Source organism: Caballeronia sp. SL1002 (assembly GCF_057814995.1).
The window spans coordinates 1,423,829-1,447,289 of record NZ_JBYMUW010000002.1 but is presented as its reverse complement, the minus strand read 5'-3'; the positions used below and the strand labels follow the sequence as shown (position 1 = coordinate 1,447,289).

Here is a 23,461-nt window from a genome sequence, read left to right as displayed (position 1 = left end):
ACGACGGCCTGAGACCACACGACGGCCCAAAAACTCACACCGGCCTAAAACCACACGCACGCCGCAAAACGCCCGTGCGCCTGAAACGAAACACCCGCGTAAAGTCTTCCGCCCGCCGCAAACAAACGCACGCCTGAATTTACGTGCCCGTGCGAAGCCTCGCGCTCGCCGCAAAAACGCCCCCCCCCCAACCCCACGCCCCCCCAACCCCACAAAAAAGCCGCACATGACTTTCGTCACGCACGGCTTTCGAATCTATAAAGTCCAGCTACCAACAAGACTTACTTCACCGCTCCACCCTGAAACCACGCGGCAATCTTCGAACGTTCGGCGTCGGTCATCTGCGTGACGTTGCCGAGCGGCATCGCCTTCAGCGTCACGGCCTGCTGATAAATCCGCTGCGCGTTCGTCGAGATTTCCTCCGGCGTATCGAGCAGCACGCCGGCAGGCGCGGAACCCATCATCGTCGGATGCGCGGAGTGGCAAGTCGCGCAGCGCTGCGTGAGAATCGGCGCGATATCCGCGATACGAATCGCCGGCGCGCCCGCCACTTGCGCCACGGCCGGAGCCGGTTTCGGCAAGGTCCATGCGAAGGCGCCGAGAATCAGCACGATGCCGATCAGCGGCAAATACCACAGCACCTGTCCGCGATGACGCATGACGAAGAACTGACGGATCAGCGCGCCCGCGACGATCATCAGCAGCAGAATCGCCCAGTTGTACGGATGCGTGTAGGTCATCGCGTAGTGGTTCGACAACATCACGAACACCACCGGCAACGTCACATACGTGTTGTGGACCGAGCGCTGTTTGCCGCGCTTGCCGTAGATCGCGTTCGGGACTTCGCCCTTCAGCATCGCGGCCACCATCTTGCGCTGGCCCGGAATGATGACGAAGAACACGTTCGCCGACATGATCGTCGCCAGCATCGCGCCGACGATCAGATAAGCCGCGCGTCCCGCGAAGATATGGCACGAGAGCCACGCGGCGACCACCACATACGTGCCGACGCTCAGGCTCAGCATTTTCTCGTTGTTGCCGAGCAGGCGGCACAGCGAGTCATACACGATCCAGCCCGCCATCAGGAAACCGAGCGCGGCAGCCACCGCGACGACCGGACCCATGTCGAGCACGTTTTTATCGATGAGATACGTGCTCGGCGAGAACAGGTAGATCACCATGAAGAGGCCGAAGCCGGACATCCACGTGGTGTAGGACGGCCACTTCGACCAGTGCAGGTCTTCGGGCATGTCCGGCGGCGCGACCGTGTACTTCTGCATGTTGTAGAAACCGCCGCCGTGAACGTGCCACAGTTCGCCGAACACGCCGCGTTTTGAAAGCGCCGGGTCTTTCGGCGGTTTCAGGCTGTTGTCGAGCGCAACGAAATAAAACGACTCGCCGATCCACGCAATCGCCACGATCACGTGCAGCCAGCGCAGGACCAGATTCAGCCAGTCGGTGATAAAGCCTTCCATGAAACTCCTCCACTACCCATTGTTTTAGCGCGCGCCGGCCCGAAACGGCGGGGGAACGCCGGCTCGGCGCGCTTTTAAAAGTTGCTTTGCAAGTCCGTCGTGATGCCGCTCAGCTACCCCGATACGTGCTGTACGCCCACGGCGACACGAGCAGCGGCACGTGGTAGTGCGAAGCCGAATCGGCGATGCCGAAGCGCAGCACCACACGATCGACAAAACGCGGCTCCGGCACTTTCACGCCGATTGCCGCGAAATAATCGCCCGCGTGAAAGACGAGTTCGTACTCGCCGGTGGCGAGCGCGTCGCCTTCGAGGAGCGGCGAGTCGCAGCGGCCATCGTCGTTGGTGAGGGTGGTTTTGAGCGCGCGGCGCGAGTCGCCGTCGAGCACGAAGAGTTCGACCTTGATGCCAGCGCCGGGTCGGCCGTGCGCGGTGTCGAGCACATGGGTTGTGAGCTTGCCCATTTCGCGGTTATTCCTTGTGTTTGTCCGAGGAACGGCGGCGCTTCGATCCTTCACCTGAGCTGTGAGGCTCATGCTGCATCGGCGGATCGAGGCTCCACGAAGCGTGGCTACATACCCGTCGGCGTGATCAGAAGCGCGCCGTGTCATGCATTTTAAGAACATGGCCGCGCGGTGTGCGCGCGCGATACGCAAGATAATCGCCCGCACATGACAGACGCTCGACAATCGGTACGCCTGGGGTGCATCTGGCGCCCGGCCACGCTTTCCGGGCGATGCTACCTGCGCCAAAATTCACGATCATATTGGCGGCCTGAGGGCGACTATCGGGCGTGTCGCATTGTCACGGGTATTTTGGCTACGGAAAGTGTCGTTAGCGCACGAATGGTGCGCGACCCGAAGACGGCGGTTTCGCCGGGTAACCGGGGATTCCCGGCACTGACCGTCAACGGAGAGAACATGGAACAAACCAAAGCGACGAAACCCCGAACCCTGCTGGTAAAAAACGCGCAGGTGCTGGTCACGATGGACGCCGAACGGCGCGAGATCCGCGACGGCGGGCTCTTTGTGGAAGACAACCGGATCGTGGCTGTCGGCCCGAGCGCCGAGTTGCCGCAGGACGCCGACGAAGTGCTCGATCTGCGCGGGCATCTCGTGATTCCCGGCTTGGTCAACACCCATCACCATATGTATCAGAGCCTGACGCGGGCGATTCCTGCCGCGCAGAACGCCGAATTGTTCGGCTGGCTCACTAATCTGTACAAAATTTGGGCGAATCTGACGCCGGAAATGATTTCGGTGTCGACGCTCACCGCGATGGCGGAATTGCTGCTCTCGGGCTGCACGACGTCGAGCGATCACCTTTATATCTACCCGAACGGTAGCCGGCTCGACGACAGCATCGAGGCGGCGGGGCAGATCGGTATGCGGTTTCACGCGGCGCGCGGCAGCATGAGCGTCGGGCAAAAGGACGGCGGCTTGCCGCCGGATTCGGTGGTCGAGACCGAAGGCGCGATCCTGAAAGACACGCAGCGCCTGATCGAGACCTACCACGACGAAGGCCGCTACGCGATGCTGCGCGTGGTCGTCGCGCCGTGTTCGCCGTTTTCGGTGAGCCGCGACCTGATGCGCGAATCCGCGACGATGGCGCGTCAGTATGGCGTGTCGCTGCACACGCATCTGGCGGAAAACGTCAACGACGTGGCGTACAGCCGCGAAAAATTCGGCATGACGCCCGCCGAGTATGCCGAGGATCTCGGCTGGGTCGGTCCGGACGTGTGGCATGCGCACTGTGTGCAACTGGATCGCGCGGGGATCGACTTGTTCGCGCGCACCGGTACGGGCGTGGCGCATTGCCCGTGCTCGAACATGCGGCTCGCGTCCGGCATCGCGCCGATCCGGGCGATGCGCGATGCAGGCGTGCCGGTCGGGATCGGCGTGGATGGATCGGCGTCGAACGACGGCGCGCAGATGGTGGGCGAGGTGCGCCAGGCGTTGCTGCTCCAGCGCGTAGGGTTTGGGCCCGACGCGATGACCGCGCGCGAGGCTTTGGAAATCGCGACGCTCGGCGGCGCGAAGGTGCTCAATCGCGATGATATCGGCGCGTTGAGTGTGGGAATGGCGGCTGATTTTGTCGCGTTCGATCTGCGGCAGCCGGCGTTTGCGGGCGCCTTGCACGATCCAGTCGCGGCGCTCGTGTTCTGCGCGCCCTCGCAGGTGGCGGTGAGTGTGATCGATGGGCGGGTTGTGGTGCGCGATGGACAGTTGGCGACGCTGGACGTGGCGCCGCTGATTGAGCGGCATAACCGGCTTGCGGGGGTGTTGGCGGGAATGTAGGGGCGGTTTTGCTGGCGCTGCTTGGCTTTTGTCTGCTTGGCGCTTTTTGGGAACTTGCACGGTTTCAGTTTGCTGGCGCTTTGCTTGGGTTTCTTTAGCGCTTCTTGGAAACTTGCTTTCGTGTAGGTTAATTAGCACTGCCCCTGTCCGGGGCGGGACTCACTTTCTTTGCTGCTGCAAAGAAAGTAAGCAAAGAAAGCAGCGTGACCGTCTAAGCGTCCACCACTAACCGTAACCGGGAGTGGTGCGAAAAAACAGCCGTGGCATCGCACCGCCATACGGAGCGGAGCCGCTCATTCATCCCGGCAGGCACAAAGCGCCTGCCAGCAAGGCATAACCAGCAAAACCGAACCGAGCGCCATGCATGAACCGTAAACCGCAGAATTACAGACGCGGGACACGAGGTGCGTGACGCAAGTGACTGTAGTTAGAGCGGTGGTTTTTGACATGCCCGTCGTCCGAACGCAGCGAGGACGGAACTGACAGGAGCTGTGCCAATTGAACGAACGCGAGTTAGCCGAATCAGCTTGCGCGCCTATCCGTGTAGTTCTTAGAGGTGGACATTTAGACGGACAAGCTGCTTTCTTTGGTTACTTTCTTTGCAGCTAGCCAAAGAAAGTGACTGCTGCCGCGCATAGCGGCGTGCTAATAGACCGACACGAATGCAAATTTCCAGAAGCGCGAGGCAGCCAGACGGTGTAACCAAACCAAGTCCGCCAGGCACAATCCGGAAACCATTTACGGCTGATCGATGAGCGACCGCGTCGCCTCCCCAACGAGTCCGCGCAACCAGCGCACCTCGTCGGAATAGTGGCAGCGCTCGTGCCACAACTGGTAGTACTGCATCGGCGGAAAGTCGAGCGGCGCGGGCACGACGGACAGCGGCAAAAATTTCGCGTAGTGATCGGCGAAAAGGCGCGTGGTCGTGAACACGAGATCGGACTTGATGAGCACGTAAGGCGCAAGATTGAAGTACGGCAACGTGACGACCACATGGCGCTTTAACCGCTCGCGCGCCAAATGCACGTCGATCGCGCCGCGCTGGCCGACCGAATACGGCGTCGGCGCGAGATGCGGGGCGTTCAGGTACTGCTCGAGCGTGAGCCCGCCGCGCTTGGCGAACGGATGCGAGTTCGACACGAGGCACACGATCTTGTCGACGAACAGATTGGACAAATGCAGTTGCTCGGGCGGCTCCGGCCAGTTGCCGACCACGATATCGAGCTTGCCGTCTTCCAGAGCAAGTTCGTAATCGAAAGCAGGTCCGAGCGAGTGAAATTCGAGCGTGGCATTGGGCGCGGCGAGACGGAACCGCTCCACTACGGTCGGGACGAACAGCACGTTCAGGTAATCCGGGCAGCCGATGCGGTAACAGCGCACGGACGTGGCCGGTTCGAAATTGTGCTGCTGAACCTTGATTCGCTCGATTTCGCGCAGTGCGTTCTGGGTCGGTTCGAGCAGGCGCAGGCCGTACTCGGTCGGGACCATGCCGGATTTGCCGCGCACGAGCAGCGGATCGCCCGTGATGTCGCGCAGACGCCGCAGGGCGGCGCTGATCGCGGGTTGTGACTGGTTAAGCTTGACGGCGGCGCGCGTGACGCTGCGCTCCATCAGCAAGGTGTGCAAGACGCGCAAAAGATACGTGTCGATCGCCTCGCGTTGCTGACTCATGTTTTCTCCAATATATGTTGAGGCTGATCGTGCGGGGCATGGGGCATATCATTTTTAATATGACAGAATTTTTGCGTCAAGGTGGGCATACCCGCAAACAGGCCTTCTGGCGGGTGATCTTCACTATTTTGAGAGATCGACTAGACGCGTCGATTTCGGTATCTTCTGCCCGCGGTCCGGTGCGCGAACGTAGTTTCAACCGCTCGGACCTCCGTATTTCGACCAGCACGGTTCCGCGCACTTTCTGATTCCCATGGGCGACGCTATTTCCACTTCCAATCCGCCGGTGCCGCGTGGCGTGCCGCCGCGTCTCGCGCTGCACGGCATCAGCAAGCAATATCCAGCTGTCAAAGCCAACGACGACGTCACGCTGATCGTCCAGCCGGGCGAGATTCACGCCGTGCTGGGCGAAAACGGCGCGGGCAAGTCCACGCTGATGAAGATCATCTACGGCGCGGTGCGGCCGGACGAAGGCGAGATCCACTGGGAAGGCAAGACGGTCGAGATCGGCAGTCCGGCGGCGGCGCGCGAGCTCGGCATCGGCATGGTGTTCCAGCATTTCTCGCTGTTCGAGACGCTGACGGTGGGCGAAAACATCGCGCTCGCCCTCGACGATAAATTCGACCTGAAGGCGCTCTCTAAACGCATCCGCGAAGTCTCGGCGGATTACGGCCTCGACGTCGATCCGCAGCGCCACGTTCACAGCCTGACGGTCGGCGAGCGCCAGCGCGTGGAAATCGTGCGCTGCCTGCTGCAGAACCCGCGTCTGCTCATCATGGACGAACCGACGTCCGTGCTCACGCCGCAAGCCGTGAAGAAGCTCTTTACGGTGCTGCGCCGGCTGGCATCGGAAGGCTGCAGCATTCTCTATATCAGTCACAAGCTCGACGAAATCCAGGCGCTGTGCGAAACGGCCACCGTGATGCGCGGCGGCCGCGTCACCGGCAGCGTCGATCCGCGCCGCGAAACGCACGCGTCGCTCGCGCAGTTGATGGTCGGCCATTCGTTGCCGGACTACACGCGCCGCGAACACACGCCGGGCGATGCGCGCCTCACGGTCAAGGACCTGTCGGTGGCGAGCCCGGACCCGTTCGGCACGTCGCTCGACCACGTGTCGTTCGCCGTGCGCGGCGGCGAGATTTTCGGGATTGCGGGCGTGTCGGGCAACGGGCAAGCGGAATTGCTCGCGGCGCTGTCCGGCGAAATCCGCGATAAACACGCCGCCGCCGACGCCGTGACGATCTGCGGCAAACCCGCCGCGCGCCTCTCGGCGGGCAGCCGCCGCGCGCTCGGCTTCGCGTTCGTGCCGGAAGAACGGCTCGGACGCGGCGCGGTGCCCGCCATGTCGCTCGCCGAAAACGGCTTGCTGACGGCGCATCGCGAGAACATGGTCAAAAGCGGCTGGATCAGTTCCCGCGCGATGCGCGCGTTCGCCGACCGCTGCATCAAGTCGTTCGACGTGCGCTGCGGCGGCAACGGCGCGCTCGCGCAAAGTCTGTCGGGCGGCAATCTGCAGAAGTTCATCGTCGGGCGCGAGATTTTGCAGGAGCCGAAGGTGCTGGTCGTCGCGCAGCCTACTTGGGGCGTGGACGTCGGCGCGGCCGCGTTCATCCGCCAGCAGTTGCTCGATCTGGCCTCGCGCGGCGTCGCGATTCTCGTGATTTCCGAAGAACTAGAGGAACTGTTCGACATTTGCGACCGTATCGCCGTGCTCGCGCGCGGCAAGCTTTCGCCGGTGCGCGCGACCGCCGACACCAACACCGGAGAGATCGGCCTGTTCATGGCGGGACTCTTCGACGGCAAACCCGCCGAAGCCGCCGCCCTCGACTCCATCAGCAAATAACGATGACCTTTCCCTATCGACTCGAAGCGCGTCCCGCGCCGTCCCGCACGATGCAACTCGCCGTGCCGCTCGTCGCCGCGTTTCTCACGCTCGCGATCGGCTTTCTGATCTTCAGCCTTGTCGGACAGAATCCGCTCGTCGCGATGCACGCGTTCTTTATCGAGCCGCTCTCGAACGTGAACGGCTGGTCCGAGTTGTTTCTCAAGGCGTCGCCGCTCTGCCTCATCGGTCTCGGCCTCGCGGTGGGGTATCGGGCGAATGTCTGGAATATCGGCGCGGAAGGGCAGATGCTGCTCGGCGGCATCGCGGCGGGCGGGATCGCCATTCTCGTGGGCGATACGTCCGGCTGGTGGATCCTGCCGCTGATGATGCTCGCGGGCGTCGCGGGCGGCATGGTGTGGGCGGCGATTCCCGCGCTGCTCAAGAGCCGCTTCAACACGAACGAAATCCTGACGAGCCTGATGCTCACCTACGTCGCGACGCAGTTGCTCATTTATCTGGTGAGCGGCCCGTGGCGCGATCCGGAAGGCATGAACTTCCCGATTTCCGCGATGTTCGGCAGCGATGCGCTGTTCCCGCGCCTGTACGGCGACTGGCGCTGGATGTGGCTGAAGGGCACGCGGATCAACGCGTCGGTATTCATCACGCTCGTCGCGATTCCGCTCGTGTGGCTCTTCATGCGCAAGAGTTTCGCGGGCTACCGGATGAACGTCGGCGGTCTCGCGCCGCAAGCCGCGCGCTACGCCGGTTTCTCCGACAAGAAAACCATCTGGACTTCGCTCCTGCTCTCCGGCGGTCTGGCCGGCCTCGCGGGCATGGGCGAAGTGGCCGGGCCGATCGGCCAGTTGCAGGCGGGCTGGTCGCCGGGTTACGGCTTCACGGCGATCATCGTCGTGTTCGTCGGGCGGCTGCATCCGGTCGGCATCGTGCTCGCGAGCATGCTGATGGCGCTTTTGTACCTCGGCGGCGAAGCGGTGCAGACCTCGCTCCAGTTGCCGCAGGCGCTCGCCGGCGTATTTCAGGGCTTGCTGCTGTTTTGTTTGCTCGGCTGCGACCTGTTCGTGAATTACCGCGTGCGCCGTGTTTTGTCGCACCCGTCGCACGCCACGCATTCCTGATTACACAAAGGTTTTCGACATGGATATCAATCAGGCCAGCACGCTCGCGTCGAGCGCCGTCGTCGCCGCGATTCCGCTGATGTTCGCGGGCGCGGGCGAACTCGTCGCCGAGAAGTCGGGCGTCCTCAACTTGGGCGTGGAAGGGATGATGCTGATGGGCGCGGTCACCGGCTACGCCGTCACCGCCATCACGGGCAGTCCGTGGCTCGGCATCGGCGCGTCGATCGTCGCGGGCGTCGTCATGGCGTTCGTGTTCGGTTTTCTCACCATCACGATGCTCGCCAATCAGGTCGCGACCGGCTTGTCGCTGACGATCTTCGGCATCGGCTTTTCTGCATACGTGGGCAAGCCCTACACGTCGGCGGCGGTGCGCGCGAGTATCGACGTCATGCCGATTCCCGGTCTCTCGTCCATTCCCGTGCTCGGCCCGGCCGTCTTTTCGCTGACGCCGCTCGGCTATATCGCGTTCCTGATGTTCGGCGTGATCGGCTGGTTCCTGTATCGCACGCGCGCGGGTCTCATTTTGCGCTCGGTCGGCGAATCGCCCGCGGTCGCGCATTCGGTCGGCTTTCCGGTGGTCGGCGTGCGCTACGGCGCGACGCTCTTCGGCGGCGGCATGGCGGGCATCGCGGGCGGTTATTACTCGATCGTCTATCTGCACATCTGGCAGGAGCAGCTCACTTCAGGTCGTGGCTGGATCGCGCTTGCGCTCGTGGTGTTCGCGACGTGGCGGCCGGGGCGTCTCTTGATCGGCGCGCTCTTGTTCGGCGCGGTGATGGCGCTGCAGTTCTACGCGCAGGCGATCGGCGTGCCGGTGCCGACGCAGTTTCTCGCGATGCTGCCGTATATCGCGACTATCGTCGTGCTGGTGCTGATCTCGCGCAATCCGAACACGATCAAGCTCAACGCGCCCGCATCGCTCGGCAAGCCGTTCTTCGCATCGAGCTAGACGCCTCGCGTGTCGCCCGCCACGCGCATCTCTGCGCCGCGCGCATCTCTGCGCCACGCGCATTTCGCCGATGAACGCAAGCCCGGTGTTGCGCGGCGGCAGCACCGCGAACGGCGCGATACCGCGACCATTTTTGACCGCTGAAACTGACGAACGATTTCTCATACAACACCGACAGGAGAGTCACAATGAAGAAAAACTGGCTGAACGCACTGACGGCTGCGGGGACTGTAGCCGCGCTGTCCGCCACGCTCGCGGCAACGGGTGCGCAAGCGGCCGACGTGCCGAAGATCGCGTTCGTGTATCTCTCGAATCCGGGTGACGCGGGCTGGACCTTCGCGCACGATGCGGGCACGAAGGAAGCGCAGGCGAAGTTCGGCAACAAGGTCGAGATCACGCGGATCGAGAACGTGCCGGAATCGGCCGACTCGGAGCGCGTGTTCCGCGATCTCGCGAACAAGGGCAACAAGGTCATTCTCGGCACGAGCTTCGGCTATCAGGACTTCGAGCTGAAGGTGGCGAAGGACTTCCCGGACACGATTTTCCTGACCGCGACGGGCTACAAGAAGGCAGCCAACTTCGGCACCTACGACGTTCGCATGTATCAGGGCGCGTATCTTGCCGGCGTCGCCGCCGGTTACGTGACGAAGACCAACACGCTCGGTTTTGTCGCCTCGGTGCCGATTCCCGAAGTGATCCGCAACATCAACGCCTACACGATGGGCGCGCGTTCGGTGAACCCGAAGATCCACACGAAGGTCATCTGGATCAATAGCTGGTTCGATCCGGGCAAGGAAAAGCAGGCGGCTGAAACGTTGATCGGCCAGGGCGCGGACGTGCTGCTGCAAAACACCGATTCGAACGCGACGCTCGCGACCGCCGCCGAAAAGAAGGTCTATGCATTCGGCTGGGATTCGAACATGAAGAAGTTCGGCCCGAGCGCGCATCTGGGTTCGGTCGTCGCGCACTGGGGCGTGTACTACACGGCGCTGATCCAGCAAGTGCTCGACAACAAGTGGAAGAACGATCCGGTGTGGCTCGGCATGCCGCAGAACGCCGTCGATGTCGAGGACTTCAACAGCGCCGTCGTTCCGGCGAAGGCGCTGGAAGCGGTCAAGGCGAAGCGTGAAGACATCCACAGCGGCAAGTGGGACGTGTTCACCGGTCCGATCAAGGACCAGTCGGGCGCGGTCAAGATCGCCGATGGCAAGAAGCTTTCCGACTCGGAACTTCAACGTATCAACTGGTACGTGGAAGGCGTGGACGGATCGCTGCCGAAGTAAGTGTCGTCGCGCGGCGCTGCGTCACTTTACGTTAGGTGCGCCGCGCTGGGCTTGACCATAAAAAACCGCGCTTCGGGATCGAAGCGCGGTTTTTTTTCGCGCGGGCAAACCGGGATTTGCACGGGCGACGGTGGATGATCCTGGAAAAAACGCGTCAGTCGTCGATCCGCAGACCCACCTTGATCGTCACCTGCCAGTGCTTGATCTTGCCGTCCTCGACGTGACCGCGCGTTTCAGTGACTTCGAACCAGTGCAGGTTGTGCAGCGTCTTCGAAGCCTTTGCCAACGCGACGCGCACGGCGTCGTCGCTCGATTGCGGCGAGGAACCGGTAAGCTCGATCTGCTTGTAGACGTGTTCCGACATGGTGTTCTCCTTGTATGGATGGCGCCGGGTAGGGCGTTGCAAAAAAATCCTGCAACGCGTTGAGCAGCAAGGCGTGCGCCACGCCATCGCGCCCGCTGACTTTAAGATAGCGGGAGAGCGCCGCCTTGAGCGGATATTCGGAACCTGGAGGAGAAGAAAAAGTGAAGATCGGATTTTGTGGACCCGGCCTGATGGGCGCGCCGATGATCCGGCATTTATTGCACGCCGGCCACGCCGTGACGGTCTGGAACCGCTCGGCGGCGAAGGCCGAGGCGCTTATCGCCGATGGCGCGCGCGTCGCGGCCACGCCCGCCGCGCTTGCGGAAAACGAGGCGGTGATGCTGTGCGTATCGAACGCCGAAGCGGTGGGCGAGGTGGTGTTCGGCCCGGCCGGAGTGCTGGGCGGTGAGGCGCGGCCGCGGGTGATCGTCGATCATTCGAGCATTCGTCCCGACGCCACGCGTGAATTCGCCGCGCGGGCGGCGGCGGTGGGCGTAGCGTGGATCGACGCGCCGGTGTCGGGCGGGGTCGGCGGTGCGGAGGCGGGCACGCTTGCCGTAATGGCGGGCGGCGACGCCGGAGCGCTCGACACGGTGCGCGGCGTGCTGGCGGCGTATGCCTCGCGCGTCACGCACATGGGGCTGCCGGGCGCGGGACAGACGGCGAAACTGTGCAATCAGGGCATCGTCTCGGCGACGATCGCGGCCATCGCGGAAGCGGTGGATCTCGCCGAGCGTAGCGGGATCGATGCGGCGCGGCTCAATGAAGCGCTCGCGGGCGGCTGGGCGGATTCCGTGTTGCTGCAGACGTTCGTGCCGCGCATGACGCGCGCCGAGCGGCCGGTGTCGGCGACTATCCGCACGATGCAGAAGGATACCGACGCGATCGCGCTGGTGTCGGCGCAGTTGGGGGCGTGGTCGCCGGTGCTCGATACGACGCGCTCGCTGCTCGCGCACGCTGCGAGCCGTGGATTGGCCGAGGCCGATCTGTCCGAGTTGATTGAAGTGTGGAAGGGGCCGCCTGCGCGGGGGGATTGAGTTTTGGGGTTTGCCCGACGGGCCGTTGGACGGTTTTGGTTTTGCTGGCGCTGGGCGTGTTTGTTTCCTTGCGCTTCGTGGGAACTTGTTTTCGTGGAGGCCTCTTAGCACGCCGCCTTGCGCCGCAGCAGTCGTTCTTTGGCTAGCCGCAAAAAAAGTAACCAATGAATTCTGCGCCATGGGGGGCTTCAGCGCGGGGCTACACCTTTTGCCATTCCTGCATTTTCTGTGAACTTGCTTTCGTGTAGGTCTATTAGCACGCCGCTATGCGCGGCGGCAGTCACTTTCTTTGCTGCTGCAAAGAAAGTAACCAAAGAAAGCAGCTAGGGCGCCTAAGTGTCCACCACGAACGGTTTCCGGGAGTGGTGCGCAAGCTGATTGGGCCATCGCACCACACAACAAAGTGGAGCCGCTCATCCATCCCGACAGGCACGAAGTGCCTGCCGGTTGGGCATAACCGGAAAAACCAAACCAACCGATGGTTGCGAGACATGCCCGTCGTCCGCGCGCAGCGAGGACGGAACTGACAGGTGCTGTGCCAATCCGAACGACTGCGAGATAGCCGAGTCAGCTTGCGCGCCTATCCGCGAGGTTATGTGTGGTGGACACTTAGGCGGATAAGCTGCTTTCTTTGGTTACTTTCTTTGCAGCAGCAAAGAAAGTGACTGCTGCCGCGCATAGCGGCGAGCTAATAGACCTACACGAAAGCAAGGTCCATAGAAGCGCCCGAAAATCAGACGGTGTAACCCACCTTGAAGCCGCCCTACGGCGCGGAATCCCGTGCTGCTTTCTTTGCTTACTTTCGTTGCAGCTAGCCAAAGAAAGTGACCGCTGCCGCGCATAGCGGCGTGCTAATAGACCTACACGAAAGCAAGGTCCATAGAAGCGCCCGAACATCAGACGGTGTAACCCACCTTGAAACCGCCCTACGGCGCCAAATCCCGTGCTGCTTTCTTTGCTTACTTTCGTTGCAGCTAGTCAAAGAAAGTGACTGCCGTGCAAATCGGCAAGCTAATAAACCGACACGAAAGCAAGTTCCCGAAAACCGCAGGCAAACAAAAGCGGAAAGCGCGAGCAAACGAAATTCGCCCCGTCTGTCCGGACAAACGCATATCACCAACCTACGCTGCGAAGAAGCGTCACCTGAGCGGTCGCGAAGCAGCATCCCCCGCGTCCTGCCGCCGCGTCCCACGACGGCTCCGCGACGCCGACGACGCCCCGAACTCGCTCAAAATCTGCGTCCGAGCACGGCTCGCAAACACGAGAAAGCCGAAGCCGTTCGCCTCGTACCAGTAGCCGCCGTTTTCCAGCCCGTCGAGCGGCTGTTCGAGCGCATTGGTAATGGATTCGATGCACCGGCGATTCAGCTCGTCCACCGCCGGATACGGCGGCTGAGCGCCGCGCACGCTGCACAGGAGCACGTCGAGACCGGGCAGTACATGTGCGTATAGCACCGGCTCGTCTTGCGCTCGCGCGCGAGCGATTTTCGTATCGAGCTGGCCGAATGGCTTGAAATGCCGCAACACGGCGAGGAAAGACTCGTCGCCATCGACCTTCACGCGTCTACGCTTTTTCGGGAAGGACATAAAAATTCGCCTGAAAAAGAATTGCAAGAAACGCAGCGTCCTCATGCGGCCACTCCCGTCTGTCGGGCCGCACACCGATCTTTTCACATTCGATTCATGGCAGATCGAAGTGTTGATTCACGGCGGTTCGAGGGCGTTGCACGTCGCCGGGAAAAAGCGATTCCGGCGATGCATTGCGCGCACGAATCGTGCCGAAAACCTGCGGCGGCTCGCTTGGCATCAGTCTCAATAATAGTCCTGCAAATCGTTCGCGCCATGAAAATCGTGAAGAAAAACACGTGGCGCATGTGACCCGTCGCGCACATCGACAAAAAACCCGCGCCGGGGCGCGGGTTTTCGATGTTTCCAGCGCCGCTGCACTCATCTCGCGCGCCCTTTGCAGTCGGATGCGAGGTGTCTCACACGCGCGGCGTGCCCTTCAGCGAATCGCGGATCTCACGCAGCAACAGCACGTCTTCCGGCGTCGCGGCGGGGGCGGCGGCTTCCTCGGTCGGCTTCCGCAGATTATTGATGAACTTCACCATCATGAAAATAATGAACGCAAGGATGATGAAGTTGATCAGCACCGTGATGAACGAGCCGTATCCGAACACGGCGACACCCGCCGTCTGCAGATCCTTGTAGGAACCTGGGTTGCCCTTGAAGGTCGGTGGTATTTCGCCGAGCCTCACGAACAGGTTGGAGAAGTCGAGGCCGCCCGTGGCGAGGCCGACGACCGGCATGATCAGGTCCTTGACGATGGAGTTCACGATGGTCGAAAACGCGCCGCCGATAATCACACCGACCGCCAGGTCCATGACGTTGCCCTTCAGGGCGAAGTTCTTGAATTCCTGAATCATGCTCATGCGTGGCTTCCTCCAGTAGATAAGTTCGAAGACGTCCGGCAGCAAGCGACGTGCCAAACGTAAGACGGAACGCTCGCGCCTTACGCAGCCGGAACTCGGTGCATGATAGCCAATCGTCTCCGTTTCAGGCGCGCCGTTTTTCAGTATCCGCGTGGCGTAAGCCGCGTGTTCAGGTCTTGTCCGGCGCAGCCGCCTCGATTTGACCACGGGCGATGGCGCGGCAGAACGCGGCGTGGTCGGCGACGGTTTGCGTGCCATAGGCTTCCGCCCATGACGCATACGCCGCGTCGAGGCGCTCGGAACTGCCGCAATAGCCGGCGATCAACGCGGGGTCGCCGGTTCGCGCGTGCGCGCGGGCGAGCAGAAGGCCGAGACACCACGCGTAGAAATCGAAGGTTCCGCCATGCAGCCAGTCGACGGGAATCGAGCCGCGCATGTGTTTCATCTGGCGTACATAGAACTCGCGGCCGGAGATCGTCGTCCAGCCGAGCAGCGCGTCCGATGAACTTTGCAATAGCCGCTGGCCGTGCACGACGCGCCGTCCCTGATGCCGGTACGGTTCCTCGAGCGGCGGCACGAACGGCGCGGCGGCGGGCACGATGCCTTCCTTCACTTGCAGGAAGAGCGGATCGCCGTGGGCGCGTCCGAACAGCAACACGAGATACGCGCGCGTCCCGACACTGCCGACACCCACGACGCGATGCGCGACATCGGCGATATCGTAGCGTTCGAGCATCATCCGCCACTCGCCCGCGATGGTCTGCGTGTAGGCGCGCAGCCCTTCGATCACGTGGTTTTTCTCGGCGGCGTCGAGTTGCGTGAGGATCGGCGGGTCGTGGCGGAAGCGCCAGCCCTTGCCGGTTTCCTCGGCCACTTTGGCGAGCACGGTCGCGTGGCTGCGGCGGGTCGCGCGCGCGACGGCTTTTTCGATCGTCGCGCGCTCGCCGGCGTCGAGTGTCGATTCCTTTTCGATCTGCAGCACGCTTGCGTAGGAACGGATCTGCCAGAGGTCGTAGGGCGGGATGCGCCACAGTTGCGCCATCGTGGTGCGATAGCCCGCGCACGCCGAGCGTACCGCGCGCTCGCGTCCGTCCGTATCGACGCCATTCTCGCGCGCCGCCACGTTGATGCTCGCCGTGAGCCGCTTCAGATCCCATTCCCACGGACCGACCAGCGTTTCGTCGAAGTCGTTGAGATCGAACACGACGTCCTGGCGCGGCGTGCGAAAGAGGCCGAAATTGTTCAGATGCGCGTCGCCGTCGATCATCACGTTGTGCCCGATCGACGGCGAATGCGCGAGATCCCACGCCATGACGGTCGCCGCGCCGCGCAGGAACGTGAAGGGCGACTCGGCCATGCGCGCCATGCGCAGTGGAATCAGGCGTTCCTGACGGCCCGCATTGCTCGCGATCACCCGTTCCACCGGATCTGGCCTTTGCGGCGCGGCTTGCCACGCGCCGTGCGCATCGAAGGGAATCGCGTCGCGCAGTTCGCGGCCGCGCGCGCGGCTTTCGTCCGCGGTGCCGGGGGCGTTGCCAGGCGTGTTGCCGGAAGGTGCGAGCGGCGAAAGCGTGGGCGTGGGCAAGATCGTCTCCAGGCGTAAAGGGTGATGAAGAAAGCACCGTCCGATGATGCGCGTCCGGACGGACTTCGGCGCAGCTTAAGCCGCACTTCAGGCCGCAATGCTTGCGCTCGTGAGGCGCACTGGTGAACCGGGCACGTAATCTGCTCGTCTCGATCCAGTTGGGCATCTGCAAAGGCATCTGCAAAAACCTGCGCAAGCCCGCAAGTGTCCGCAACTTTTTTCTCGCCGCGCGCATTTCCGCGCGGCGCACCTATCGACCGCGAACCAGACCGAGAACTCCTCTCTCATGCTGAACGATATCCGCATTGCCGAAGGCTCGCCGTTTCCGCTCGGCGCCACCTGGGACGGCGAAGGCGTCAATTTCGCGCTGTTTTCGGCGCACGCCACGAAGGTCGAGTTGTGCCTTTTCGACGAAAAAGGCGAAAAGGAACTCGAACGTATCGAGCTTCCCGAATATACCGATGAAGTTTTCCACGTCTATCTGTTCGGTCTGAAGCCGGGCGCGGTCTACGGATATCGCGTCCATGGACCGTATGAGCCGGAAGCCGGGCATCGGTTCAATCCGAACAAGCTGCTGCTCGATCCGTACGCGAAGGCGCACGTCGGCGAGCTGAAGTGGGACCCGGCCGTGTTCGGCTACACGCTCAACGCGGACGGCGACGATCTCACCTTCGACGAACGCGACAGCGCGCCATTCATGCAGAAATGCCAGGTGGTCGATCAGACCTTCACCTGGACCCACAACACGCGCGTTCGCGTGCCCTGGGAACAAACGATTTTCTACGAAACCCACGTGCGCGGTTTCACGAAACGCCATCCGGCCGTGCCCGAACATCTGCGCGGCACCTTCGAGGGTCTCGGGCAGAAGGAAGTCATCGACCACATCAAGAGTCTCGGTGTGACCTCGGTCGAATTGCTGCCGATCCACGCATTCGTGAACGACAGCCACCTCACCGACAAGGGTCTGACTAATTACTGGGGCTACAACACGATCGGCTTTTTCGCCGCCGATCCGCGTTTCTTCGCGCAAGGGCCGGGCGCGATCGCCGAGTTCAAGGCGATGATCGACCGGCTGCACGAGGCCGGTCTCGAAGTCATTCTCGACGTGGTCTACAACCACACGGCCGAAGGCAACGAGCGCGGACCGACACTGTCGTTTCGCGGGATCGACAATGCCTCGTATTACCGTTTGATGCCCGAGGAAAACCGCTACTACATCAACGACACCGGCACGGGCAACACGCTCAACCTGTCGCATCCGCGCGTGCTGCAGATGGTGACCGACAGCCTGCGTTACTGGGTGACGGAGATGAACGTCGACGGTTTCCGCTTCGATCTCGCCACCATTCTCGGTCGTGAGCCGTACGGTTTCGACGAAGGCGGCGGTTTCCTCGACAGTTGCCGTCAGGACCCGATTTTGTCGAGCGTGAAACTGATCGCCGAGCCGTGGGATTGCGGTCCGGGCGGCTATCAGGTCGGCGGCTTCCCGCCGGGCTGGGCCGAATGGAACGACAAATATCGCGACACGATCCGCGAATTCTGGAAGGGCGACGACGGCGTCGCGGCCGAACTCGCCACGCGCATCACCGGTTCGGGCGACAAATTCAACCATCGTGGCCGCCGCCCTTGGGCAAGCGTGAACTTCCTCACCGCGCACGACGGCTTCACGCTGAACGATCTCGTGTCGTACAACGACAAGCACAACGACGCCAACGGTGAAGACGGCAAGGACGGTCACTCGGACAACAAGTCGTGGAACTGCGGCGTCGAAGGTCCGACCGACGACCCCGAAATCCGCGCGCTGCGCGAGCGCCAGAAGCGCAACATGCTCGCCACGTTGCTGTTCTCGCAAGGCACGCCGATGATCCTCGCGGGCGACGAGTTCGGGCGCACGCAGCGCGGCAATAACAACGCGTATTGTCAGGACAACGAGATTAGCTGGGTGGATTGGGAAGGCATCGACGACGACGGCCGCGCGCTCACCGAATTCGTGCGCAAGCTCACGACGCTGCGCCACACGCTGCCGGTGCTTCGGCGCGGCCGTTTTCTCACCGGCGAATTCCGCGAGGACTTGCAGGTCGCGGATGTGAAGTGGCTCAGTCCTTCCGGCGACACGCTCACGCCGGAGCAGTGGGACGATCCGTCGATGCGCTGCTTCGGTCTGGTGATCGACGGCCGCGCGCAGGCGACCGGCATTCGCCGGCCGGCGTCGGATGCGACTTTGCTGGTGGTGGTCAACGCGCATCACGACGTGGTGGATTTCACCTTGCCGGAAGTGCCGGGCAGCGACCAGTGGAGTTGTCTCATCGATACGAACGCGCCGGTCCGCGAGGAACTCGAAGACTTCGATTCCGGCGCGGTCTATCAGGTGACGGGCCGCTCGCTGTTGCTGTTCGCGCTGCACGCACGCGGTGCGACCAAGCGCATTTTCAAGCGGCTTGAGCAGGAGTTGACCGATGAACTGCCGCCGGAGGGTGAAGGCGCGGCGTCCTAGTTCGCTGCCTCTTAGCCGAGCGCCTCTAGCCGGGCGCCTCTAGCCGAGCGCCTCTTAGCCGAGCGCCTCCATAACAATGCGCGCAGCCGACGCCAGCACGTCGCTGCGCGCATGGGCGTCGGGCGTGGTCTGCGTGAAGTAGATCGCGATCACACGCGGCGCGCGGCCCGGCGCTTCGAGCACGGCGATGTCGTTGGTCGTGCCGTAGTCGCCCGTGCCGGTCTTATCCGCCACTTCCCAAGACGCCGGCACGCCCGCGCGGATGCGTTCGCCGCCGGTCGTGTTGCCACGCATCCAGCGCAGCAGTTGAGCGCGTTCGGGCGCGGCGAGCGCATCGCCGAGCGTCAGGCGTTGCAGGTTGTGCGCCATCGCGCGCGGCGTGCCGGTGTCGCGCACATCGCCGGGAATCGCGCTGTTCAGTGCCGTTTCCCATCGATCGAGGCGTGTCTGCGTATCGCCGATCGTCCGCGCGAAGGCCGTGACGCCCGACGGGCCGCCGACTCTTTTCATCAACAGGTTCGCCGCCGTGTTGTCGCTGTATTGCAGGGCCGCCGCGCAGAGTTGCGCGACCGTCATGGCATCGCCGGCGTGGGGTTTGGTGATCGGCGAATAGGCGACGACGTCGGACACGGCGTAAGGGACGCGCAGCGAGAGCAGGGAGGAATCACTCGCGCTTTGCTGGAGAATCGCGCCGGTGAGCAGCACCTTGAACGTGCTGCAGATCGCGAAGCGTTCGTCGGCGCGCTGCGCGACGGACTGACCCGAGGCGGTATCGAAGGCGAAAACGCCTAGCCGTCCATTCGAATCCCGTTCGAGCGCGGTCAGTGCCGCGACTGCGTTCGATTTGCCGCCGGATTGCGGCGACGTCGCGGCGCAGGCGTTGAGCGCGGGGAGCGCGGCGGCGGCGAGGAGCAGCTTTCGGCGGGACGGTGAAACCGGATTCCGGGTGAGCATGGGAAAGGGTAGGGAAGGATTAAACGACGGTTAAACGGACAGGTCGATTCGACACGCCGCCGCGCTCGCCGTTCCGTGGCTGCTTTCCGTATACTCCTTAGATGCACAATTCATCACGACCATCGCCCACGCCGCCAGCGCGTGCCGCTTTTCCCGCAAGCGCCCACTGATGTTCGCCAAGATCATGCAGGTCGCCGGTTGGGATCAACTGGCCCGGGTGTGGGAATTCATCGTTGGATTCTTCAAGTTCCTATGGGCGTTGCTACGGTTTCTCGGCGGCGGGTGACGTCGCGAACGCGTTGACCGCTCGCAGCGGCCGATAAAAAAACCCGTGCTCGAAGAGACACGGTTTTTTTTACTAAGTGACACGTCTGCGGTCGATCAGGTGTCCCAGTTGGAACTGTCGTTGTTGCCCATATCGACCCCGCCACCGCCATTGCCGTCGTTCCAGTCGCTCGATCCATTGCCGAAATCAAGGCCGCCGCCGTCGTTGTTGCCACGCCGGCGCAGTTCGTCATCGACAGGCACTTCGCGCTCGATCACGCGCTCGCGACCACCGCTCAACGCCTCGCCGAGCAACACGCCTGTCAGCAGTCCGCCCATGCCGCCGCCGAAGCCGCCGCCGCCTTGCTGGATGATGACGGGCGGTTGCTGTCCCGGCGCGGGTTGCGGCGGATAGTTCGGATACGGCGCCGAACCCTGGTTGCCGCGCCCGAAGCGCTCGGCTTCCTGCGCGTACGCGGATTGATCGCCCGTGGGCGCGCCAGATGCGTTCGACGCGTTCGGATCAGGCCGGCCATCGGCGCGCGCCCGCAGACTTGCGACCTGATTGCCGAGTTCCTCGACCCGATACGGCGGCACCGGATTCTTCGCGTTCGATAACGCTTCGACGAGTTCGCGCAACTGCGTCTCTGCGCCTTCCACTTCGTTCAGGAGCGCTTCGTGACCCGGTGCGGTCGAAAGGCGCACATCGAGTTTCAGCGTGCGCACTTCGTTCAGCAATTCGGTCGCGCGCTTGAGTTGCGCGCGGCGGTCTTCGTCGGCGCGTCCGTCGTCGCGCGTGCGTGCGCGGCGCAAGCCCCAGCGCAGCACGAGCGCAATCCCGGCGAACAGCGCGGCGATACCGACCCACGCGCCCATCGACGGCCCATGCTTCTCGGCCGGAACGACCGGCGCGGCATTTACCGGGCTCTGCGCAATCGATCCACCCGCCATGCCGCTCGTAATTCCGCTATTGCCGCCCGCCGGAACGTTGGCGCGCGCGGCATCCGTGCGCAGGCGCGCCTCGGTCTGCGCGAACTTGGCGGGCTCGGTGAACTTGACTTGCGGATCGAGCGTCTTCGCTTGATTCAATTGCGCGAGCGCGTCGGCGTAGCGGCCTTCGCGGTCGAGCACCTGCGCGTACAGATAATGCGCGTGGGCGCTATTCGGATGCGCGTTCAGCACTTCGGTGAGGCCGGCGTCGGCTTTCTGCCAGTTGCCCTGCGCCATCGCCTGCTCGATTTGCTGCGTGCTCGGCACGGCGAACGCGGCAGCCGACACCAGCATCAGCGACGCAGCCACGCCCGTTAGAAATTTTTTCATCATGCGGACCGGACGCGTTGAACGTCCGTCTCCAGTAGAGCCATCCTGTCCGGTGTATTCGGCGGCCGCGCGACGCACAAGCGTCTTGCCGCGCGGCCGCTGCCGGAACACCGCGTGTTTCACTGCGCTGGCGTGTTCAACTGCTTCTTCAACGCTTCGAGCCGATCCTCTACGGACGGCCCGCGCGTGAGCGACGCGAGTTTGTCGTCGAGCGCCTTGCCGCTTTTCTGATCGGCGGAATTCAGGCGCGCGTCCGAGCGGGCGTTCGACAGTTGCACCTTGTCCTCCAGCTTCTGGAAGTCTTCCGACAGATTCTTCCCGCCGATCCCGCCCAGCGCGCTCGCGGCCACGTCCTTCGCGGTCGCGATCTGCTGCTTCGCCTGCAAGATGTTCGAGCGGGCGTTGAGATCGTTACGGCGCTGACGCATATCGGCGATCTGCTGTTTCAGATGATCGACCGAGGGCACGAGCGTAGCGAGTTCGCCTGCGAGTGCATCGCGTTCGGTTTCCGCATTCGCTTGGGCCGACAGCGCTTCCCGTGCAAGCGCTTCGTCGCCTGCCTGCAGCGCGCGTTTTGCGCCGTCTTCGTACTTTTTCGCTTTTTCAGCGGCCACATCGCGCTTGCTCTGCTGCGTGGCGACTTGCGCCTCGATCTCGATCAGCGCGTTCTCCGCCTTGGCGATACTTTCGTCGAGTTCACGGACAATCTGACGCGCATCGCGCGACGGGTCCTGCATGGTGTCCGCCGCGTCATTCAGCAAACCTTTGACCGTGCGCGTGATGGAATCCAGAAGCGACATGTGTTTCTCCTTGTGTGAAGCGGTGCGCGGCTTCGATTGCGCGCGGCACCGTGCTGAATTTTTGCGCGGAAGCGCCTGCCGAAAAACACTTCCTTAGACGCGCTTGCTTAAAAGCGCGGTGAGATCGACTGCAATTCTTTCGGCCGGTCGTCGTTCCGAATCCGCCCGGTCACGCGCCGGTTTTGCGCGTGCATCCGTAAAATCTGGCCGGGCGCGCGGATTGCAAGTGCTTAACGAGCGCTGTTGCAAATGGTTACGCTCAAAGCGACGCGCTAGTCATGGGAAGCGCAGGCGTTGCCCATATAAAAGCTGTTTTGCACCTCGCCTATTAGAGCACGATGCGACTTAAAGCGGGCTTAACCGACGTGTTTCGAGGTCACGCTGGCCGGCCGTTGACCGTTCGCCGGGCGCCTCGATGCAAGACGAAACGCTGTCAAAATCGGCGATAACCGCTCACCGCATGAACAACGGATGAATGAATGATGACGAAAACGTTATTCGTAGCGTTCGCGGTCGCGGCGGTGGTGTTCTTGCTGCTCGACGGGATCTGGCTCGGCGTGATCAGTCGAAGCCTCTATCAGCGCGAGATCGGGCCGTTGCTGCTCGAACGCCCGAACCTTGGCGCGGCGGCGATTTTCTATGTGCTCTATATCGCGGGACTGGTCTACTTCTGCGCGATGCCCGGCATCGCCGAAGCGAGCCCGGTACGCGGCCTGGTCAACGGCGTGCTGTTCGGCGCGATCGCGTATGCCACTTACGATCTGACGAACCTCGCGACGCTCAAGGGCTGGAGCACGACGCTGGTCGTGATCGACATTGCGTGGGGTGCGTTTGCGACGGCGGTCGCCGCCGCCATGTCCGTGTGGGCGAGCAACCGGTTCGCAAGCTGATGGAAGTGCTTCCGTAAGAGTCTGCAATGCGCGGCCGCCAACGTGGGCTATCGAGCCGCGGCCGCCGCGCCTCAGTGACCGCCGGTGAGCGAAGCGTCTTCGCCCGCGCTGTCGGCGTCGCCGGGTTCATCGGGTTCCGGCTCGGCTATGGCAGGAATGCTAGGCGTTGCCGGTCTGCTGGCGAGCGCCTTGGCGCGGGCCGCCGCTTCGCGTTCCTTCGATTCCCGTTCTTCGCGCGCAGCGGCCTTCGCCGCGAGATGACGCAAGGCGATATCCAGCGGATCAGGCGCTTTCGGCGCCCGCAACCGGTCGACGATACCCGCAACCTTGATTTGCTCGCTCGTCGCGTTGAAGTTGAGAACGGCGCGTCGCATGAGCTCGCTCACGCTGATGCCGAGGCCTTCGGCGGTGTTGCTGATCGCGAGTTTCTGCGCGGGAGTCACGAAAACGACAATGCGTTCACTGGGCTTGGTAGTCATAAGTGGCTCGCAAACAGTAAGGCAATTGCAATCTGACGCTGCGTCAACGCGCGGTCCGGCTCCCCGTGCGCGACGAAGTGTGTTCGACGCACGCGTAAAAAAGACTGTAACCGGCCCATCCATCATATCGGTTTGTGCGGGGTCGCGGGTGGGCGAACGCACGGGGCGCAGTAAAAGGGCAACGCGGTTTTATGACGCCGCTTCAATG

Annotated in this window: 19 protein-coding genes; 8 read left to right on the top strand and 11 right to left on the bottom strand. The window is 62.8% G+C overall.

Features of this window, described 5'->3' with window-relative positions; genetic code table 11:
- Positions 1-281: 281 nt before the first annotated feature.
- Positions 282-1,475 (bottom strand): urate hydroxylase PuuD, encoded by a 1,194-nt coding sequence (locus tag AC3D25_RS09325; RefSeq protein ID WP_488888128.1) that lies wholly within the window; start codon positions 1,473-1,475, stop codon positions 282-284.
- A gap of 109 nt (positions 1,476-1,584) precedes the next feature.
- A complete protein-coding gene (gene uraH, locus AC3D25_RS09320) occupies positions 1,585-1,938 on the bottom strand; it encodes a hydroxyisourate hydrolase (protein WP_488888127.1) in 354 nt (117 codons plus the stop codon).
- A 456-nt stretch (positions 1,939-2,394) separates the two neighbouring features.
- On the opposite strand from uraH, the gene AC3D25_RS09315 reads away from it, so the two are divergent.
- Positions 2,395-3,771 carry an 8-oxoguanine deaminase gene (locus tag AC3D25_RS09315; protein WP_488888126.1) on the top strand — a complete coding sequence of 459 codons (1,377 nt, stop codon included), beginning with the start codon at positions 2,395-2,397 and terminating at the stop codon, positions 3,769-3,771.
- 738 nt (positions 3,772-4,509) lie between these two features.
- Here AC3D25_RS09315 and AC3D25_RS09310 read toward each other — a convergent pair.
- Complete coding sequence (locus AC3D25_RS09310) at positions 4,510-5,442, bottom strand: LysR substrate-binding domain-containing protein (RefSeq protein WP_488888125.1); 933 nt, start codon at positions 5,440-5,442, stop codon at positions 4,510-4,512.
- Between the two features lie 253 nt (positions 5,443-5,695).
- Between AC3D25_RS09310 and AC3D25_RS09305 the strand changes: the two genes are divergently transcribed.
- The 4 genes from AC3D25_RS09305 to AC3D25_RS09290 all read left to right on the top strand — a co-directional run bounded on the left by AC3D25_RS09305 (position 5,696) and on the right by AC3D25_RS09290 (position 10,635).
- Complete coding sequence (locus AC3D25_RS09305; RefSeq protein ID WP_488888124.1) at positions 5,696-7,285, top strand: ABC transporter ATP-binding protein; 1,590 nt, start codon at positions 5,696-5,698, stop codon at positions 7,283-7,285.
- A 2-nt stretch (positions 7,286-7,287) separates the two neighbouring features.
- Complete coding sequence (locus AC3D25_RS09300) at positions 7,288-8,403, top strand: ABC transporter permease (protein ID WP_488888123.1); 1,116 nt, start codon at positions 7,288-7,290, stop codon at positions 8,401-8,403.
- 19 nt (positions 8,404-8,422) lie between these two features.
- Entirely contained in the window at positions 8,423-9,352 is a 930-nt protein-coding gene (locus tag AC3D25_RS09295; protein WP_488888122.1) for an ABC transporter permease, read from the top strand.
- A 188-nt stretch (positions 9,353-9,540) separates the two neighbouring features.
- Positions 9,541-10,635: a BMP family ABC transporter substrate-binding protein gene (locus AC3D25_RS09290; RefSeq protein WP_488888121.1), complete on the top strand. Its 1,095-nt coding sequence runs from the start codon at positions 9,541-9,543 to the stop codon at positions 10,633-10,635.
- A gap of 154 nt (positions 10,636-10,789) precedes the next feature.
- Here the strand turns inward: AC3D25_RS09290 and AC3D25_RS09285 are convergent, their stop codons facing one another.
- Positions 10,790-10,999, bottom strand: coding sequence for a dodecin (locus tag AC3D25_RS09285; protein ID WP_488888120.1), 210 nt, complete (start codon positions 10,997-10,999; stop codon positions 10,790-10,792).
- Between the two features lie 161 nt (positions 11,000-11,160).
- Here AC3D25_RS09285 and AC3D25_RS09280 point away from each other — a divergent pair, with 161 nt between their 5' ends.
- Positions 11,161-12,036: an NAD(P)-dependent oxidoreductase gene (locus AC3D25_RS09280; protein WP_488888119.1), complete on the top strand. Its 876-nt coding sequence runs from the start codon at positions 11,161-11,163 to the stop codon at positions 12,034-12,036.
- A 1,139-nt stretch (positions 12,037-13,175) separates the two neighbouring features.
- Here the strand turns inward: AC3D25_RS09280 and AC3D25_RS09275 are convergent.
- From AC3D25_RS09275 to AC3D25_RS09265, 3 genes are all read right to left on the bottom strand, one after another.
- Complete coding sequence (locus tag AC3D25_RS09275; RefSeq protein ID WP_488888118.1) at positions 13,176-13,667, bottom strand: hypothetical protein; 492 nt, start codon at positions 13,665-13,667, stop codon at positions 13,176-13,178.
- 353 nt (positions 13,668-14,020) lie between these two features.
- Positions 14,021-14,467 carry a large conductance mechanosensitive channel protein MscL gene (gene mscL / locus AC3D25_RS09270; RefSeq protein ID WP_488888117.1) on the bottom strand — a complete coding sequence of 149 codons (447 nt, stop codon included), beginning with the start codon at positions 14,465-14,467 and terminating at the stop codon, positions 14,021-14,023.
- A 169-nt stretch (positions 14,468-14,636) separates the two neighbouring features.
- Complete coding sequence (locus AC3D25_RS09265) at positions 14,637-16,052, bottom strand: DUF2252 domain-containing protein (protein WP_488888116.1); 1,416 nt, start codon at positions 16,050-16,052, stop codon at positions 14,637-14,639.
- 286 nt (positions 16,053-16,338) lie between these two features.
- Here AC3D25_RS09265 and glgX point away from each other — a divergent pair, with 286 nt between their 5' ends.
- Complete coding sequence (glgX, locus tag AC3D25_RS09260; RefSeq protein WP_488888115.1) at positions 16,339-18,546, top strand: glycogen debranching protein GlgX; 2,208 nt, start codon at positions 16,339-16,341, stop codon at positions 18,544-18,546.
- A 54-nt stretch (positions 18,547-18,600) separates the two neighbouring features.
- Here the strand turns inward: glgX and bla are convergent, their stop codons facing one another.
- The 3 genes from bla to AC3D25_RS09245 all read right to left on the bottom strand — a co-directional run bounded on the left by bla (position 18,601) and on the right by AC3D25_RS09245 (position 21,884).
- Positions 18,601-19,500: a class A beta-lactamase gene (gene bla, locus AC3D25_RS09255; protein WP_488888114.1), complete on the bottom strand. Its 900-nt coding sequence runs from the start codon at positions 19,498-19,500 to the stop codon at positions 18,601-18,603.
- Positions 19,501-19,881: 381 nt separating this feature from the next.
- Entirely contained in the window at positions 19,882-21,084 is a 1,203-nt protein-coding gene (locus AC3D25_RS09250) for a tetratricopeptide repeat protein (RefSeq protein ID WP_488889649.1), read from the bottom strand.
- A 119-nt stretch (positions 21,085-21,203) separates the two neighbouring features.
- Positions 21,204-21,884, bottom strand: coding sequence for a PspA/IM30 family protein (locus AC3D25_RS09245; protein ID WP_488888113.1), 681 nt, complete (start codon positions 21,882-21,884; stop codon positions 21,204-21,206).
- Positions 21,885-22,363: 479 nt separating this feature from the next.
- Here AC3D25_RS09245 and AC3D25_RS09240 point away from each other — a divergent pair, with 479 nt between their 5' ends.
- Positions 22,364-22,774 (top strand): DUF2177 family protein, encoded by a 411-nt coding sequence (locus AC3D25_RS09240; protein WP_488888112.1) that lies wholly within the window; start codon positions 22,364-22,366, stop codon positions 22,772-22,774.
- Between the two features lie 71 nt (positions 22,775-22,845).
- Here the strand turns inward: AC3D25_RS09240 and AC3D25_RS09235 are convergent, their stop codons facing one another.
- Positions 22,846-23,253: a plasmid mobilization protein gene (locus AC3D25_RS09235; protein ID WP_488888111.1), complete on the bottom strand. Its 408-nt coding sequence runs from the start codon at positions 23,251-23,253 to the stop codon at positions 22,846-22,848.
- Positions 23,254-23,461: the final 208 nt, after the last annotated feature.

Bases quoted from the DNA above. Each gene is read 5' to 3' on its own strand.
- AC3D25_RS09295 (WP_488888122.1), top strand. From the start codon at position 8,423: ATGGATATCAATCAGGCCAGCACGCTCGCGTCGAGCGCCGTCGTCGCC.
- AC3D25_RS09240 (WP_488888112.1), top strand. From the start codon at position 22,364: ATGATGACGAAAACGTTATTCGTAGCGTTCGCGGTCGCGGCGGTGGTG.
- uraH (WP_488888127.1), bottom strand. From the start codon at position 1,938: ATGGGCAAGCTCACAACCCATGTGCTCGACACCGCGCACGGCCGACCC.
- bla (WP_488888114.1), bottom strand. From the start codon at position 19,500: ATGCTCACCCGGAATCCGGTTTCACCGTCCCGCCGAAAGCTGCTCCTC.
- AC3D25_RS09245 (WP_488888113.1), bottom strand. From the start codon at position 21,884: ATGTCGCTTCTGGATTCCATCACGCGCACGGTCAAAGGTTTGCTGAAT.
- mscL (WP_488888117.1), bottom strand. From the start codon at position 14,467: ATGAGCATGATTCAGGAATTCAAGAACTTCGCCCTGAAGGGCAACGTC.
- glgX (WP_488888115.1), top strand. From the start codon at position 16,339: ATGCTGAACGATATCCGCATTGCCGAAGGCTCGCCGTTTCCGCTCGGC.
- AC3D25_RS09250 (WP_488889649.1), bottom strand. From the start codon at position 21,084: ATGAAAAAATTTCTAACGGGCGTGGCTGCGTCGCTGATGCTGGTGTCG.
- AC3D25_RS09300 (WP_488888123.1), top strand. From the start codon at position 7,288: ATGACCTTTCCCTATCGACTCGAAGCGCGTCCCGCGCCGTCCCGCACG.
- AC3D25_RS09290 (WP_488888121.1), top strand. From the start codon at position 9,541: ATGAAGAAAAACTGGCTGAACGCACTGACGGCTGCGGGGACTGTAGCC.
- AC3D25_RS09325 (WP_488888128.1), bottom strand. From the start codon at position 1,475: ATGGAAGGCTTTATCACCGACTGGCTGAATCTGGTCCTGCGCTGGCTG.
- AC3D25_RS09305 (WP_488888124.1), top strand. From the start codon at position 5,696: ATGGGCGACGCTATTTCCACTTCCAATCCGCCGGTGCCGCGTGGCGTG.
- AC3D25_RS09275 (WP_488888118.1), bottom strand. From the start codon at position 13,667: ATGAGGACGCTGCGTTTCTTGCAATTCTTTTTCAGGCGAATTTTTATG.
- AC3D25_RS09310 (WP_488888125.1), bottom strand. From the start codon at position 5,442: ATGAGTCAGCAACGCGAGGCGATCGACACGTATCTTTTGCGCGTCTTG.
- AC3D25_RS09285 (WP_488888120.1), bottom strand. From the start codon at position 10,999: ATGTCGGAACACGTCTACAAGCAGATCGAGCTTACCGGTTCCTCGCCG.
- AC3D25_RS09235 (WP_488888111.1), bottom strand. From the start codon at position 23,253: ATGACTACCAAGCCCAGTGAACGCATTGTCGTTTTCGTGACTCCCGCG.
- AC3D25_RS09315 (WP_488888126.1), top strand. From the start codon at position 2,395: ATGGAACAAACCAAAGCGACGAAACCCCGAACCCTGCTGGTAAAAAAC.